We start from the raw sequence: 14,546 nt of genomic DNA on the forward strand, positions 1-14,546 counted from the left end.
GACGCCTCATGCCCCGTCAGTAGACAGACATGCCGTAGGCGCTCAGTACTTCCTGGATCGGCTGGTAGTACGTGGTGCCGCCGGTCGCGCAGTTCCCGGAGCCGCCGGAGAGGATGCCGATGACCTTGTCGCCGGCGTAGAGCGGGCCTCCGCTGTCGCCGGGCTCGGCGCAGATGTTGGTCTGGATCAGCCCGTACACGATGGTGCCGCCACCGTAGTTGACGGTCGCGTTCAGCCCGGTGACGAGGCCGCATCGCACACCCGTGGTGGCGCCCCGGGTGCAGACGCGCTGGCCGACGTAGGCGGTCGCCGTCCCGGTCACGTCGACGGTTCCGATGGTGCCGGGGTGCGGTACGGCCGGGTTGGAGTACTGGACGACGCCGAAGTCGTTGCCGGGGAAGCTGGTTGCGGTGGTGGGGCCGACGACGGTGTCCATGGCGGGACCGGTGTACCAGGTGGTGGTGCCGTCGGTGCAGTGACCGGCCGTGACGAAGTAGTACGTGGACCCGCTTCGTACGTTGACACCCGCCGAGCAGCGCCCGCCGCCGGCGTAGATGGCGTCGCCGCCCGACAGGAGGGTGCGCAGCCGGCCGTCGAGCCGCTCGAGGGTCATGGCAGCGGTGAAACGTCCGGCGGCCTGGCGGAGTTGGGCGAGTTCGGTGTCCGTGACCGTGGAGTCGGCGACGACCCGCAGCTTCCCGGTGCGCTCGTCGACGGACCAGGCCGTCCCGTCGATCCCCAGGGACTCGACGGCCGAAGCCGCGCTCGACACCGACGCGGTCGACGCTCCGGCGCCGGCCGTGGGCGCGGCCGTCGCGCTGGTGCCGGACACCGCGAGGGCTGCCACGCAGAGCAGGCTCAGCACGGAAGCGAGGAGCCGTGAGCGTCTGACGGTCGTACGCCGTGCTCTCATACCCACATCTCCCCGAAGACGGTCGGTCAGGCTCGGGCATGCCCCACCGGTCGCCAGGTGGGCTGTGCTGTGCCCGTGGTGCTGGTGCGATGGGGCCGCCGCGCTGCGCGTACCGGAGGCGGGGCAGCGCCCATTGTGCCGGGCCGGGCACGGCGCGGATAGGTCGTCTTCGGGCCATGGCGCCCGCCCCGGCGGAATCGGTCCGAGAGCCCGCCTCTCACCGTGCGGGCGCCTGCCGCGACGGTCAGCCAACCCGGCGGTGCGACCACCCCGCCGAGCTGAACTCACACAAATAGGGCACATAGGTTTTAATGCCCGAAGGGACGCCAAATTTCCGGAGCGGTCGATGTCCCGCAATGACTCAACCGACGACGCCGACGAGCTGCTGGCCAGACTCAGGACGCTGACCGCTCAGGCACGGGAGCGAGCCGAGCTCCAGCGTTCCCTGGTGGAGCTGGCCGTCGCCCTGCAGCGCGGGATGCTTCCGGGAGAGATGCCGGTCGCGCCCGGGTTCGACCTGGCCGTCCAGTACTCACCCGCCTTTCACGGCCTGAACGTGGGAGGCGACTGGTACGACGCCTTCCGGATGCCCGATGGACGCATCGGCCTGTCCATCGGCGACGTACAGGGCCACAACATCGAGGCCGCCGCCTTCATGGGGCAGGTCCGGGTGGGGCTGCGCGCGCTCGCCTCGGTCACGAGCGAGCCGGGGGAGCTTCTCTCCAGGACGAACGACCTGCTCCTGACGCTCGGCGCCGACCTCTTCGCGACCTGCACCTTCATGAGGCTCGACCCGTCCACCGGAGTGCTGGAGAGCGCCAGGGCCGGGCACATCCCGTGCGTGTGGGCCACCGCGGACGGGAAGTCCGGCATCGCCGAGGACGAAGGGGGACCACCTCTGGGCATCGAACAGGGGCAGGAGTACCCGGTGACCCGGTACCGGCTCAGCACCGGCGGAGTCTTCGTCCTGATGACGGACGGCGTGGTGGAGGGGCCCTCACTGAGCCTCGACGACGGACTCGACCAGGTCGTGAGGCTCGCGGGAGTCGCCGCCGTCGCGGGCATGGACGCCGGCTCGCTCGCCGCCGCTGTGATCAAGGGCGCCGAGCGGGTCGGACACGAGGACGACGCGGCCGTACTGGTCGTAGGCCACGACGCGGCAGACGTACGCCGGTAGGGGAGAGCCCCGCTTCTTCCTCGGCTCGCCGAGAGGGCGGCGCCGTTGTCTGATGGCTGCTGTGGTGGCTATCCATGATCTACGGCGACCAGCCCTCTACGCCCTCGAGACGCTGGCAGTCACCGCCTGCTACTTCGCCGCGGGGCGGCTGGGCCTCATGCGGCAGCTCGTCGTCCAGGGCGCCGTGGTGACACCCATTTGGCCGCCCACGGGCGTAGCGCTGGCCTGCCTGCTGATCTTCGGGATCCGTGCCCTGCCGGGCATCAGCCTGGGGGTCCTCTTCGTGGTCATGTCGATCACCTCGCTCCAGCCCGCGGTGATCGGGACACTGGCCGGCAACACCGCGGCCCCGCTCTGCGCGTACCTCCTGCTGCGCAGGGTGGGGTTCCGGACGGACCTCAGCCGCTTGCGGGACGGCGTCGCGCTGGTGTTCCTGGGAGCCCTGGCCAGCATGCTGATCAGCGCGAGCGCCGGCGTCGGTCTGCTCGTTCTCACGGACAAGCTCGATGCGCCCGGTGTCTGGCCGGTGTGGCTCGCGTGGTGGGTGGGCGACGCGATGGGAGTCCTGCTCGTCACGCCCGTTCTGCTGCTGCTCCACACGGTGCGCCGGCCGCCGAGCCCCGCCCGCTGGAAGGAGGCGATCGGGCTGGCCCTCATCGCCTGCGGACTCGTACCACTGGCCGCGTACAGCACCATCAGCATGCTCTTCCTCGTCTATCCCCTCCTGATCTGGGCCGCCCTGCGCTTCCAGCTGGCGGGCAGCATCCTGTGCGCCCTCCTCGCCTCCACCATGACCACCATCGCGGCGACGGACCGGACCGGCTCCTTCGTACATCTCACCCATATCGAGGTGATGATCAAACTGCAGGCGTTCAACGGCTCCATGGCCCTCACGGCCCTGCTTCTCTCCGCCGTCATCACCGAGCAGCACCACACCAGGCGCTCGGTGGAGCGGGCCTGCCAGGACCTCGTCGAGGTGCTGGAACACCTCACTGCCGGTGACACTCCCCGCACCCGGCCACCGCCGGACCAGCAGCGAGGCCGGTGATCCACTCCGGGCCACGCCGAAATTCGTTTCGTGCGGATCGGAGAGCGCTCTACCGTTGCGTGGTGACGACTCAGATGATCATTCTCAACGGCGGTTCGAGCTCGGGAAAGTCCGGGATCGTACGGTGTCTCCAAGCCGAACTGCCCGATCCGTGGCTGGCGTTCGGGTGCGACTCGTTCGTCGACGCGCTGCCCGCGAGGATGCAGGCGTCGGACGAGGGCATCGTGTTCGCCGCTGACGGCGGGGTGAGTGTCGGGCCGGAGTTCATGGCGCTGTAGACGGCGTGGATGGAGGGCGTCGCGGCGATGGCCCGTGCGGGCGCCAGGGTCATCATCGATGACGTGTTCCTCGGCGGAGCGGGGTCCCAGCAGCGGTGGCAGAAGACCGTGGACGGACTGGCCGTGCTGTGGGTCGGCGTCACGTGCGAGAGCGCGGTCGCCGCAGGCCGTGAGATCGCGCGCGGCGACCGCGTCCGTGGGATGGCCGCGTCGCAGGCCGACGTGGTTCACGAAGGGGTGTCCTACGACGTGGAGGTGGACACGACGCATACCGAGTCCCTGGTGTGCGCGCGAACCATCGCCGCCCACGTCAGCTGATCACCGGCCCGTCTCGGCCGCCGCCATCTTCGCCGCCGCCAGCTTGATGGCCTCACGGACGCGGAAGTACGTCCCGCAGCGGCAGACGTTGTCGATCGCGTCGATATCGGCGTCGGTGGGGTTGCTGGTCCTCTTCAGCAGGGCGACGGCGGCCATGATCTGGCCGGGCTGGCAGTAACCGCACTGGGGGACGTCCTGCTCCAGCCAGGCCTCCTGGACAGGATGGAGACGCTCTCCGTCGGCGAGGCCCTCGATGGTCGTGACCTGGCGTCCGGCGGCCTCGGAGACAGGGACCACGCACGGGTTGACGGCTTCGCCGTCCAGATGGCTGGTGCAGGCCTTGCAGACGTCGATGCCGCAGCCGTACTTGGGCCCGCGGATGCCGAGCAGATCGCGCAGAACCCACAGCAGAGGCAGGTCGGCGGGGGCATCGACGGTCACGGAGGTGCCGTTCACGGTGAAGGTGTGCTGGGGCATGCGGGCGCTCCTGCGCGGTGTGGGGCCGGGCCTGTGGTGGGGGCCTCAGCGCGGGAAGGGTTCGAAGTCGACGGGGAAGTGGACGGGGAAACTGCGAGGACGGGTGCCGGTGGCCCGGGCGTACGCGTTCGCGATGGCGCCGACCGCGGCCGGGACGCCCAGCTCACCCGCCCCGCCCGGTTCACCGTGCGCGGGCATGACGATGACCTGCACGTCGGTCGGTGAATGCCGCTGCCGCGCATAGTGGAACTGCGAGTAACTCCCCTCCAGGGGCAGCCCTTTGTCGATGTGCAGTCCGGCGGTCAGCGTCGTGGAGATCGCGTCCGTCAGCCCGCCGAGCATCTGCGCCTCGAGGCCGCGAGGGTTGATCGGCCGCCCGACGTCCACGGCGATCACCGCTCTCGTCACGCGCGGGGCCTTGGGGTCCCGGGCGTCGATCTCGACCAGACAGGCCGTGCGCGACTTGTACTCGGCGTGGAAGCCGATGCCCTGGGCGAACCCGTCCGCCATGGCACGACCCCAGTCCCCGGCCGAGGCGGCCCGGTCCAGCACCGCCCGGTCTTCGTCGGTCTTGAGGAACCTGCGCCTGAACGCCACCGGGTCCTGCCCCAGTTCCGCCGCCAGCTCGTCGACGACGACCTCCTCCGCGCCGCGGGTGTTCGCCGAGTACACCGAGCGCCAGGACGCGGTCGGCATCCGCAGCGGGACCTCGGCGAGGGTCTGGCTCGTGAGCCCGAAGTCGTACGGCGAGTGGACCGTGGTGGAGAACAGCGTCTGGGCGAAGGCCTGGTTGCCGCCCGGCAGATGCGCCCCCGACGCGGTGAGGATCTCCCCGAGCCCGTGCCGGAAGTCCGTCTCCACGGCCGCGACCCGGTGCCGGAAGCTGAGCACCTGGTCCGTGGAGCCCGTTGTGTAGGTGGCCCGGATCCGGTGGTGGCTGGCCGGGCGCATACGGCCGTGGCGCATGTCGTCGATGCGGGACCACATCAACCTGACGGGCCGCCCGCTCGCCTTGGACACCAGCGCCGCCTCCAGCGCCGCGTCGAAGAACAGCCGACGGCCGAACGACCCACCGCCCTGCACCACATGCACCGTGACCTTGTCCTGCGGCAGACCGACGGCGGCGGCGATGGTCTGCTGGGCGACGACGGGCGACTTCAGCCCGGCCCAGACGGTCGCCCGGTCGGACCGTACGTCGGCGACGGCGGAGTTCGTCTCCATCGGTGCGTGACTGACGAACGCGAAGTCGAACTCGGCGTCCAGCCGCTTGGTGAGCAGCGGCGGCAGGACGAACGGCGGCGCGGCGGCCCGTAGTTCGGCGCGTATGTCGGCGTCCGAAAGGTCGTCGACCGTCCCGCCGTGCCAGGTGACGTCGAGCGCGTCCTTCGCGTCGAGTGCCTGGCCGAAGGTCTCGGCGACAACGGTGACACCCGTGGGGACGACGACCACATCGACGACGCCCGGCATCGCACGTACGGCGGCCTCGTTCCTGACCGCATCCACCGTTCCGCCCAGAGTCGGCGGCCGTCGCACCATTGCCGGGAGCGCGCCCGGGACATCCAGGTCGAGCGTGTACCGCATCCGGCCGGTGACCATCGCGCGGCTGTCGATCCGCGAGGTCGGCGTCCCGACGAGCGCGTGCTCGGACTCGGGCTTGGGGGAGAGGCCGGGAACGGCGCCGCTCTCACTCGCCGCCGCGGCCACGGACAGCGAGGCGTACGAGGCCGTACGACCGCCCGGCCCATGGACGACGCCGTCGCGCGTGACCAGCCCGTCCACCGACACCTCCCACCGACTCGCCGCAGCCCCGACCATGCGGGCCCGGGCCGCGGCCGCTGTCCGGCGGACCGGGTCGTAGAGCGACCGGATCGAGTTCGAGCTTCCGGTGAGCTGGTTGAACAGCAACTCGGGCCGTGCGTCGTCGAGATGAACCGTGACGGCGGCAAGGGGCACGTCCATCTCCTCGGCCACCAGCATCGCGACAGCGGTCGTCAGGCCCTGCCCGACCTCCTCCCGCGGCAGCCGGAAGTGGACCGCGCCCTCCTCGTCCACGGTCAGTACCAGCAGATGAGCCGTGGGCAGACCGGCAAGGATCAACAGATCCCCGAGGTCGACCGCTTCGGCGAGCGAAGGAGGCGTCGGCGCGGTCGGAGCGGCAGCCGCGGCTGTGGCGGGAACGAGGCCCGTGGCCACGGTCAGGGTGGGGGCGGCGACCAGGTAAGTGAGGAGCGTACGTCGGCCCAGAGCGGCCTTCGGAGTCGGCTGGTCGGCACCGCCCGTGGTCTCCGCCATCGCGTGATCTCCCTCGTCCGCGCGTGGCAGCCAGTTTGTTGTGAGCACGCAGATCTGGGCAACGCGGGAACCGTGAAGGGTTGGTCGCGGTCGTGCGACCGGTCACAGCGTTCCGGGTACGCCACGCGAGTGTGATCGCCAGGAACGCCTGGCGCGGTGCCCGAAGGCGGAGCGTCGGCGGCAACCTCTCGAGGGCACTGAAGATCACACCCTGACCTGAGCCCGGTGTCAGAGCCTCCCGATAGCGTGCCGGCAATCAGATCCGACTCCTCTCCGGGAGAGACCGTGGACATTCTGCTCATCGCCGGCCTCTGGCTCGACGGATCCGCCTGGGACGACGTCGTGCCCGAACTCACCGCGCTCGGCCACCGTCCCGTGCCGCTCACCCTCCCGGGCCAGGGCGACGGCACTGCCTCGGCGACGCTTGACGACCAGTTGGCAGCAGTACTCGCCGCGGTTGACGCGGCGTCCGGAAGGCCCCTGGTGGTAGGGCACTCCGCCGCATCGACCCTTGCCTGGTTGGCCGTCGACGCGCGACCGGAGAAGGTGGCCAAGGTCGCCCTGATCGGCGGCTTCCCCGCCGCCGATGGGCGGGCTTACGCCGATCACTTCGCGATCGAGGACGGTGCCATGCCCTTCCCGGGCTGGGACCCCTTCGAGGGCGCGGACGCCGCCGACCTGGACCAGCAGACCCGCGAACGCTTCGCGTCCGCCGCCATTCCTGTCCCCGAGGCGGTCGCCAGGGGAGTCGTCCGCCTGACCGACGAGCGCCGCTTCGACGTCCCCGTTGTGGTTGTCTGCCCCGAGTTCACCCCCGCCCAGGCCGAGGAGTGGATCGCCGCCGGTGAGAGTCCTGAGCTCGCCCGCGCTACCCACCTCGAGTACGTGGACCTCGACTCGGGCCACTGGCCGATGACCACCCGCCCCCGCGAACTCGCCCGTGTCCTGGCGAAGGCCGCCAACTCCTAGCGGTGCGGGGTGGGGTGGCGGCCGGGCGGTCGGTCGTGGTCTGCCGTCCCGGCGGAGGGCCTTCTCGCTGCGGATATGGGCACGTTCCTGCGTGCCGGTAGGAGTGCAGGGCCCAGGGTTGGCGGTGTAGTTGCGGCGTACTTGGCGCTGGCGGTCACCCCCTGGCGGCCCCCGCTCCCGCCCTGGCGGACCTGCCGCCCAGCCCCGGGATCAGCACCGCCGCCACCGCCAGGTGCATGAGAGCGAGGGAGACCCGGGTGCCGCCGTCCATGCCGTCGCCGATGAACGGCAGGAAGGACACGGTCAGTACGGCGCCGGCCAGCCCGGTCCAGATGGCGCGGGCGCGCCGCGCGCCGAACCGCTCCAGGGCGGCCAGCAGTCCCCAGCCGGAGAGCGACGCGAGCAGTGCGACGACCGCCACGGGCACGGCGCCGATGTCGAGCGTCTCCTCGCCGTCGGCGATCCGGAGCCGGTGCCCCAGCAGTGGGTCCGCGACCAGCCACACCAGGACGGGGGCCAGGACGGCCAGGGCCGTAACCCCCAGGCGCCTTCTCCGCGCGCTCACTTGGCGCCCCCCGAGAGCGCCCCGTGCAGGAAGACCTCCACCAGCTCCTGCCGGGTCAGGTCGGGCTCGTCCTCCGTACGCGGCTGGGTGAAGAGCAGCCCGAAGAAGAGGGCCGCGATCTGCTCCGGCGGCCGGCGCAGGGCCGCCTTGTCGGGCTCCAGCAGCTCCGCGAGGGCCGCGCGGATACGGGTCATCGACTCGTCGCGGCCCGCGCCGCGCACCGTGCCGGGGTGCTTGCCGCCGCGATGCCCCAGTGAGCCGAGGATCGCGCCCATCCTGTCCATGTGTGCCTGCAGCGCCTCGGCCGCCTCCGCGAGCCGGTCGGGCAGCGGCTGGGACACGTCGATCGCGTCGAGTTCGCGGACCGCGTGTTCTGGGGAGAGCGCCTCGGCCATGCAGGCTTGCAGCAGCTCGTCCTTGTCGGCGAAGACCCGGAAGATCGTGCCCTCGCCGATGCCCGCGGCGCGGGCGATCTTCGCGGTCGTCACCGCGGCGCCGTACTCGGCGATCAGCGGGATCGCGGTCTGGATGATCATCAAGCGGCGCTGCTCCGGCGACATGGCGGGGGCGCGACGGCGGGTGGTCTGGTTCTCCTTAGGCGCTGTCATGGCCACGAGCCTACGGAGTGAGGACTCACTCCGTCAATGAGTGAGTCCTCACTCCGCCCAATTTCCGGTACTCGGCTGCTTCAGCCCAACCGTCACACGCGTATCACCATCGGCGTTTCGGCCACGAGACGTCCAGGGCCCACTCCAGGCGCCTCAAGGGTGGGTGCATTCGGCACGTGGAGACTTCCGTGTCCTCGTACGGAATCGGCTCCGACCAAAACACGTGTGTTCGATATCGCGGTCCACGTCGTTGACCCCGGTGGCCCTGCCTCGACTTCAACGACCTCGCAGGAGATGACCAGTTGACTCCAACCGCCTCCAAGGACGCGCAATCCATCGCTCCACCACCGCCGGCCGAGATCACTTACTCGGGGCAGTACTCCGTGAACCCGCTCGGCGAAATCACCTTCCGCAAGCTGTGCGCGCAGCTCCCCGCCGTACTGCGCCGCATCGCCACGATGTCCTGGGTCATCGATCGCCGAGCCGTGCTCCTGCTTCTCGGCTGTCAGCTGATCACCGGTGTGTCCGCCGCCGTACTGCTGACAGCGACGGCCAGGGCCATGCGCCCCATCCTCGGCACCGCTGCCGTCGCCGACCGCCTGCACGCAGCGCTTCCGGCCCTCCTGGTGGTGGCGGGCGCGAGCGCGCTCACCCGCGGCGCAGGGGCCGTAGCCACGTACGCCGAGCGGCGCATCACCCCCAGGCTGACGACCACGACCGACACCGCGCTGGTCGAGGCGGTCTGCCGGGTCGAGGCGGCAGCGTACGCGGTCGACGGCTTCGCAGACCGGCAAGAGGCGGCCGAGATGGGGGTCGTCCGCACGCATGTGATGGTCACGGACGCACAGCGCTTCATGTCGGCACTGGTCAGGATGGTCACGGCCAGCGGCGTGCTGTCGGTGCTGAATCCGCTGATGCTGCCCTTGCTCCTCCTGGCCGTACTCCCGGCCGGCGTCGGAGCGGTGCTCACCGCCCGGGTCGACTACGAGATCCACTACGCCAACATCGCCGACCGCAACGTCCGCGGCATGATGCGCTGGTGGTCGACGACCCCCAAGTACGGCGACGAGGTCCGCGCGAACGGCATGACGGACTACCTCCTGTACTGGTACCGATCCCTGTCCGAGCGCGTCGACAACCGCACCCTGGCCGCCGCGCCCCGGACGCTCCGGATCGCGTTGTTGTCGTCCCTGGTCGGCGGCGGGTTTCTCGTAGCCACCTGGGCGTTCCTCGCGTGGCTGGCCGTCACCGGCCGGATCGCGCTGGCCATCGCGGCCACCGCTGTCGTCGCGGTCCAGACGACCCTGGCGGCGCTGTCCCAGGTCGTCATCAACGGCGCTGCCGTGTTCCATACGAGCCTCTACCTGAGCGACATGCAGGCATTCCTCGACGACGCCGCGGAGCGTGCGCCCAAGCGCGGTGAGCTGACCGTCAGCGCGCCGGTGGACGAGATCCGGCTGGACGAGGTCACGTACCAGTACCCCGGGAAGGACAAGCCGGCTGTCCACAACGTCTCCCTGACCCTGCGCCGCGGAGAGATCCTCGCCATCGTGGGGGTGAACGGGTCCGGCAAGAGCACGCTGACGCGCCTGATCACCGGCATCTACCTCGCGGACAAGGGGCAGGTCACCTGGAACGGCAAGGACCTCGCTCACGTCGACCAGGCCACGATCTGGAACCGTACCGGGCTGGTGCCGCAGATCTTCGCGCAGTGGCCGTTGCGGGTCCGGGAGAACGTGACGTTGGGGCAGCCGCGGAGCCTGGATGACGCACCGGTGTGGGAGGCGCTCGACGAGGTCGGCATGCGCGAAGCGATCGAAGACCTGCCCGCCGGCCTCGACACACTCCTCGCCCGCGAGATCTTCGGCGGGGCCGAACTCTCCGGCGGACAGTGGCAGCGCCTGGCCTGCTCCAGGGCCCTGTACCGCCGCCCGCCCCTGCTGATCCTCGATGAGCCGACCTCGCAGATGGACCCGCGGGGTGAGCACGGAATCTTCGAGAAGATCAAGGACATCGCCGGCGACCGCATCACGATCGTCGTCACACACAGGCTTGAAAACACCAAGATCGCCGACCGCATCGTCGTCATGGAGCAAGGCCGTCTCACCGAGCAAGGCACATACGACGACCTCGTCCACGCCGGCGGCACCTTCGCGGACCTCCTGCGCCTGTCGCAAGACCGATGACCCCGCGCGCCCGGCCCATGCTCAGCCGATCTCACGGAAGGACCGCACCGTATGACCACTCCCGAATCCACTACGACCGCCGCCGACCAGCCGACCCTGGAGACACTGGGCACCACCGCACTGCTGGTCAATGATGCCGGGCAGTACCTGCTGCACTTGCGCGACGCCAACAAGAACATCTGCAGTGCCGGGCAGTGGTCCCTGCTCGGCGGCCATCCCGAACCCGGCGAGAGTCTCGATGAGGCGATCGCCCGCGAACTGCTGGAAGAGGCCGGCCTGCGCATCCCCGGGCTGGCCCCCCTCGCCGTCATCGAGAACACCGACGCCGACGACCGGCCCACGAGCCGGAGCCAGGTGTACGTCGGGACTTGGAACGGCGACCCCGCGAAGTTGCCCCTCACCGAGGGAATCATGCTGCGCTGGACCGATCCCGAGCAGATCCCGTATCTGACCATGGACCCCAAGACCACCGCCGTCATCCACCACCACGACGGCCCACACGCCCGCCCTCGTGCCGGCGACCAGTTGCCCGTGCTACGCGTCCGCAGCACCGGCACGAAGACGGTCCCGAACGTCATCGGCGTCCACCTGTATCTGGAACGGGAGGGCGAGATCCTGCTCGGGCTGCGGCATCCCGACTCCGCCTACGCGCCCCTGGAGCATCACTTCCTGGCCGGCCACTGCGAGCGGGAGTCCGCCGTCGCCTGCCTGATCCGGGAGGCGGGGGAGGGGGCCGGGCTGGTGATCAAGGCTGAGGACGTCGAACTCGTCCACATCGTGCATCTCCTCGGCGCTCCCGGCTCCCAGCCGCGCCTGCAACTGGTCTTCCGGGCCCGACAGTGGCAGGGCGAACCACAACTCCGGGAGCCCGACAAGTGCGTGAGCTGGGGCTGGTGGCCCGCCGACGCCCTGCCGGAGCCGACTGTCGACTACACCCGGGCCGCCATCAAGGGCATCCAGCGCGGACGCCTCTACACCGAACTCGGCTGGACGTGACCCGTGCCCCCCTGTAGGGCCGGGCACGTGCGGGCGCCGCGACAACTGCTGAGGTGGCCTGTTCCTCAGGCGTGCCGGGTCGCCACGATCGACCTGTACGACCACGTCACCTCGGCCGCCGCCCACCTCACCGCCTTTGGCTACCGGCCCACCGTGGTGACGGGGGACGGCGAGGCGGACTGGCCCGACCGGGTGCTCGCCTCCTTCGTCGTTCCTCGTGTCCCACCGGCGTCGGTGGAACAGCTCGCCCCGCAGAGGTTGTTGCCGGCGACGGTCGGCACCACCTCGCCGTCCTGGCCGGGACTGGCGGTACATCCTTCCCGCGGCCGACTGCGCAGCCGCTCGGTCCTAGCAGCCGACGAACGTGACCGTCTCTTCGAGCGGCGCCCGGCCCGTACGCGTGTAGTGCACCGTGACGTCCTCGAACCCGATCGACATGCCGCAGAAGAGGACGAGCTCGTCCGGGGGTGAGAGGACCTCCGCGACGGTCTTGTGATACTTCGCCCACGCCATCTGCGTGCAGCTGTGCAGCGCTTCGGCACGGAGCAGCAACATGACGCTCTGCAGAAACATGCCGACGTCGGACCACTGGGCCGGACCCATGTCGCGGTCGATGTAGCAGAACAGGGCGGCGGGTGCGCCGAAGCAGTTCCAGTTCTCGGCAGCGGCCCTCTGGCGTGCCTCCAGGTCCTCGCGCGGAATGCCGAGTGCACCGTAGCGCTGCTCACCGAAGGCGGAACGGCGGTCGGAGTACGGGGACTTCAGCGCGGGCGGGTACTGCTCGTACTCCGGCTCGTCCCAGGGGTCGCCCGCATCCACGCGCTCGCAGGCGCGCTTCTTGAGTTCGGTCAGCCGCCTGCCGGTCAGCACGTAGGCGTGCCACGGCTGAAGATTGGATGCGGACGGCGCCCAGGCCGCGGCGGACAGCACGCGCTCCAATACCTCCCTCGGTACGGGCCGGTCGGTGAATCCACGTAACGCGCGTCGACTCGTGACCGCCTCATAGACGTCCAAGATCGCCTACCTCCCAAGTGCTCAACGTTCCCCCCTCCGTTGCATTCGCGATGGTATCATTTAATACGGTCGCGTGTTTAACTAACGGCGAGCATCAATCCACCGCCCCGGCACCCTGCCCCGGGCACAGCCCTTTGGAGAACGTCCATGGCCACGCTGCTGCACATCGACTCGTCCGTGTTCCCTGGCGAGGCGTCCTCGTCCCGTTCGGTCGCGGCTGCGTTCCGCACGGTCTGGGAGGAGCAGCACCCGGAGGGCACGGTGATCTACCGCGACCTCGCTGCCAACCCCGTACCGCACATCACCGCCGACGCCTGGTCCGCCGGTTACGCCGCCCCGTCCGAGCGCACCCCTGAGCAGGCCGCCGCGTTCGCCGCGCGCGTGGAGCTCATCGAGGAACTGGAGCAGGCGGACGCCGTCCTGATCGGCGCCCCCATGTACAACTTCTCGATCCCGTCGACCCTCAAGGCGTGGCTGGACAGTGTGCTGCTGCTTGGGCGTACGGCGGGTGAGACCCCCTCCGCCCAGGGCACTCCGGTCGTCGTGGTCGCCAGCCGTGGCGGCTCCTATGCGCCGGGCACCCCGCGCGAGGGCTTCGAGTTCGTCCAGAACTACCTGGAGGCCGTGCTCAAGGGCACCCTCCGCCTGGACCTGCACTTCATCGTCCCGGAACTCACCATGGCGCCCCGCAACCCGGCCATGTCCGAGCTGGTCCCGCTCTACGAGGCCTCCCGTGAGCGCGCCTTCGAGGACGCGACGACCAAGGCCAAGGAGTTCGCGGAGCGCTTCGCCGCATGACCCCTGGAATGGTCACACCGTGTGACTCCTCGACTCAGGAGTCACACGGCGTTCTCGCTGCCGGCGGCCTGGATCACGCCGCAGGCGACCGGTGCGCGGGCGCGCCTACGCTTCATCGCCCTCGGGGTGGGCGAACCGGGTCAGCAGATCCGTCAGTTGCTCGGGTTCGCCAGGCTTCAGTCCGGCAATCAGGCGCTCGGCCAGCGGCGCCGCCGCCACATGAGCCGCGTCGAAAAGCTCGATGCCCTGTGGTGTGATGTCCACTGCGCGAACCCGGCGGTCCCCAGGAACGGCCTTGCGTACGGCCAGCCCCTTGTGCTCCAGGTCGTCCACGACCCGCATGATTCCCGCCTTGTCCGATCCCGTCGCCGTCGCCAAGTCCCGCTGCACCGTGGGCCCGCGGTCGACCAGCACGAGCAGTACGGCGAAATGCCGCAGCTCGATTCCGAGCGGCCTGAGCGCCTCCGTCATCACCGTCGCCGCATGCCAGTGCGCCCGGCGCAGCAGCAGACCGAGAGCGAAAGGCGATTCGTCCCCGGGCCGGTCGGTCGCGCGCGGGGCGGTGGTTTTGGGAGGAACGTCGGCGTTCATGGGGCCACAGTACCGCCCCCATTCATTCGATACGGTTGCGATTGAAACCAAATCGGCTACGGCAGATCCCGACGGGGCTGGAGTGCTGGGCCCACACCTCGTCTGCGAGAACGCATCGTGCGGATCTCCTCGCGGGAGGGGATGCCGAGCTTCGAGAACACCTTGCGGAGGCGCCATCCCCTCACGACGGAAGGCGCCGGCGACCTGCCCGTCGCTCACCAGAGCATGGGCCCAGGCAGAGGTGCCAAGCGCCCAGTCAGTGCCGCTCTGGCCAGGCGGTTGCATCGGTCGTGCATGAATGATCCCGCTCCCGACG

13 protein-coding genes and 1 pseudogene are annotated in these 14,546 nt (G+C 70.0%); 7 read left to right on the forward strand and 7 right to left on the reverse strand.

Features of this window, described 5'->3' with window-relative positions; genetic code table 11:
• Positions 1–16: 16 nt before the first annotated feature.
• Positions 17–913 (reverse strand): S1 family peptidase, encoded by an 897-nt coding sequence (locus AB0I98_RS29960; RefSeq protein WP_362947497.1) that lies wholly within the window; start codon positions 911–913, stop codon positions 17–19.
• A 346-nt stretch (positions 914–1,259) separates the two neighbouring features.
• Between AB0I98_RS29960 and AB0I98_RS29965 the strand changes: the two genes are divergently transcribed.
• The 3 genes and pseudogenes from AB0I98_RS29965 to cpt all read left to right on the forward strand — a co-directional run bounded on the left by AB0I98_RS29965 (position 1,260) and on the right by cpt (position 3,734).
• A complete protein-coding gene (locus tag AB0I98_RS29965) occupies positions 1,260–2,090 on the forward strand; it encodes a PP2C family protein-serine/threonine phosphatase (RefSeq protein ID WP_362947499.1) in 831 nt (276 codons plus the stop codon).
• 52 nt (positions 2,091–2,142) lie between these two features.
• Entirely contained in the window at positions 2,143–3,138 is a 996-nt protein-coding gene (locus tag AB0I98_RS29970; RefSeq protein WP_362947502.1) for an MASE1 domain-containing protein, read from the forward strand.
• A 74-nt stretch (positions 3,139–3,212) separates the two neighbouring features.
• Positions 3,213–3,734 (forward strand): annotated as a pseudogene (cpt, locus tag AB0I98_RS29975) (chloramphenicol phosphotransferase CPT).
• On the opposite strand, the gene AB0I98_RS29980 reads toward cpt, so the two are convergent.
• Together AB0I98_RS29980 and AB0I98_RS29985 are read right to left on the reverse strand one after the other, a co-directional pair.
• Complete coding sequence (locus AB0I98_RS29980; protein WP_033327273.1) at positions 3,735–4,211, reverse strand: (2Fe-2S)-binding protein; 477 nt, start codon at positions 4,209–4,211, stop codon at positions 3,735–3,737.
• Between the two features lie 45 nt (positions 4,212–4,256).
• Positions 4,257–6,503 (reverse strand): molybdopterin cofactor-binding domain-containing protein, encoded by a 2,247-nt coding sequence (locus tag AB0I98_RS29985; protein WP_362947505.1) that lies wholly within the window; start codon positions 6,501–6,503, stop codon positions 4,257–4,259.
• Positions 6,504–6,788: 285 nt separating this feature from the next.
• Between AB0I98_RS29985 and AB0I98_RS29990 the strand changes: the two genes are divergently transcribed.
• On the forward strand, positions 6,789–7,472 hold the full coding sequence (locus AB0I98_RS29990) for an alpha/beta hydrolase (RefSeq protein ID WP_362947508.1): 684 nt from the start codon (positions 6,789–6,791) through the stop codon (positions 7,470–7,472).
• Between the two features lie 154 nt (positions 7,473–7,626).
• Here AB0I98_RS29990 and AB0I98_RS29995 read toward each other — a convergent pair whose 3' ends face one another.
• Complete coding sequence (locus AB0I98_RS29995; RefSeq protein WP_362947510.1) at positions 7,627–8,037, reverse strand: DUF6069 family protein; 411 nt, start codon at positions 8,035–8,037, stop codon at positions 7,627–7,629.
• The gene (locus AB0I98_RS30000) at positions 8,034–8,645 is read right to left on the reverse strand and encodes a TetR/AcrR family transcriptional regulator (RefSeq protein ID WP_362947512.1); all 612 of its coding nucleotides are present in this window, start codon (positions 8,643–8,645) and stop codon (positions 8,034–8,036) included. The genes AB0I98_RS29995 and AB0I98_RS30000 overlap by 4 nt, the downstream gene beginning before the upstream one ends.
• Before the next feature lie 302 nt (positions 8,646–8,947).
• Here AB0I98_RS30000 and AB0I98_RS30005 point away from each other — a divergent pair, with 302 nt between their 5' ends.
• A complete protein-coding gene (locus AB0I98_RS30005; RefSeq protein WP_362947514.1) occupies positions 8,948–10,831 on the forward strand; it encodes an ABC transporter ATP-binding protein in 1,884 nt (627 codons plus the stop codon).
• 51 nt (positions 10,832–10,882) lie between these two features.
• Positions 10,883–11,827 carry an NUDIX hydrolase gene (locus AB0I98_RS30010; protein WP_362947517.1) on the forward strand — a complete coding sequence of 315 codons (945 nt, stop codon included), beginning with the start codon at positions 10,883–10,885 and terminating at the stop codon, positions 11,825–11,827.
• A 348-nt stretch (positions 11,828–12,175) separates the two neighbouring features.
• Here the strand turns inward: AB0I98_RS30010 and AB0I98_RS30015 are convergent, their stop codons facing one another.
• Complete coding sequence (locus AB0I98_RS30015) at positions 12,176–12,841, reverse strand: nitroreductase (protein ID WP_362947520.1); 666 nt, start codon at positions 12,839–12,841, stop codon at positions 12,176–12,178.
• Between the two features lie 147 nt (positions 12,842–12,988).
• Here AB0I98_RS30015 and AB0I98_RS30020 point away from each other — a divergent pair, with 147 nt between their 5' ends.
• Complete coding sequence (locus AB0I98_RS30020; RefSeq protein ID WP_362947522.1) at positions 12,989–13,639, forward strand: NAD(P)H-dependent oxidoreductase; 651 nt, start codon at positions 12,989–12,991, stop codon at positions 13,637–13,639.
• Between the two features lie 105 nt (positions 13,640–13,744).
• On the opposite strand, the gene AB0I98_RS30025 is transcribed toward AB0I98_RS30020, so the two are convergent.
• Positions 13,745–14,230 carry a MarR family transcriptional regulator gene (locus AB0I98_RS30025; RefSeq protein ID WP_362947525.1) on the reverse strand — a complete coding sequence of 162 codons (486 nt, stop codon included), beginning with the start codon at positions 14,228–14,230 and terminating at the stop codon, positions 13,745–13,747.
• Positions 14,231–14,546 lie beyond the last annotated feature (316 nt).

This window comes from Streptomyces sp. NPDC050211, assembly GCF_040656035.1.
Taxonomy (GTDB): Bacteria; Actinomycetota; Actinomycetes; order Streptomycetales; family Streptomycetaceae; genus Streptomyces.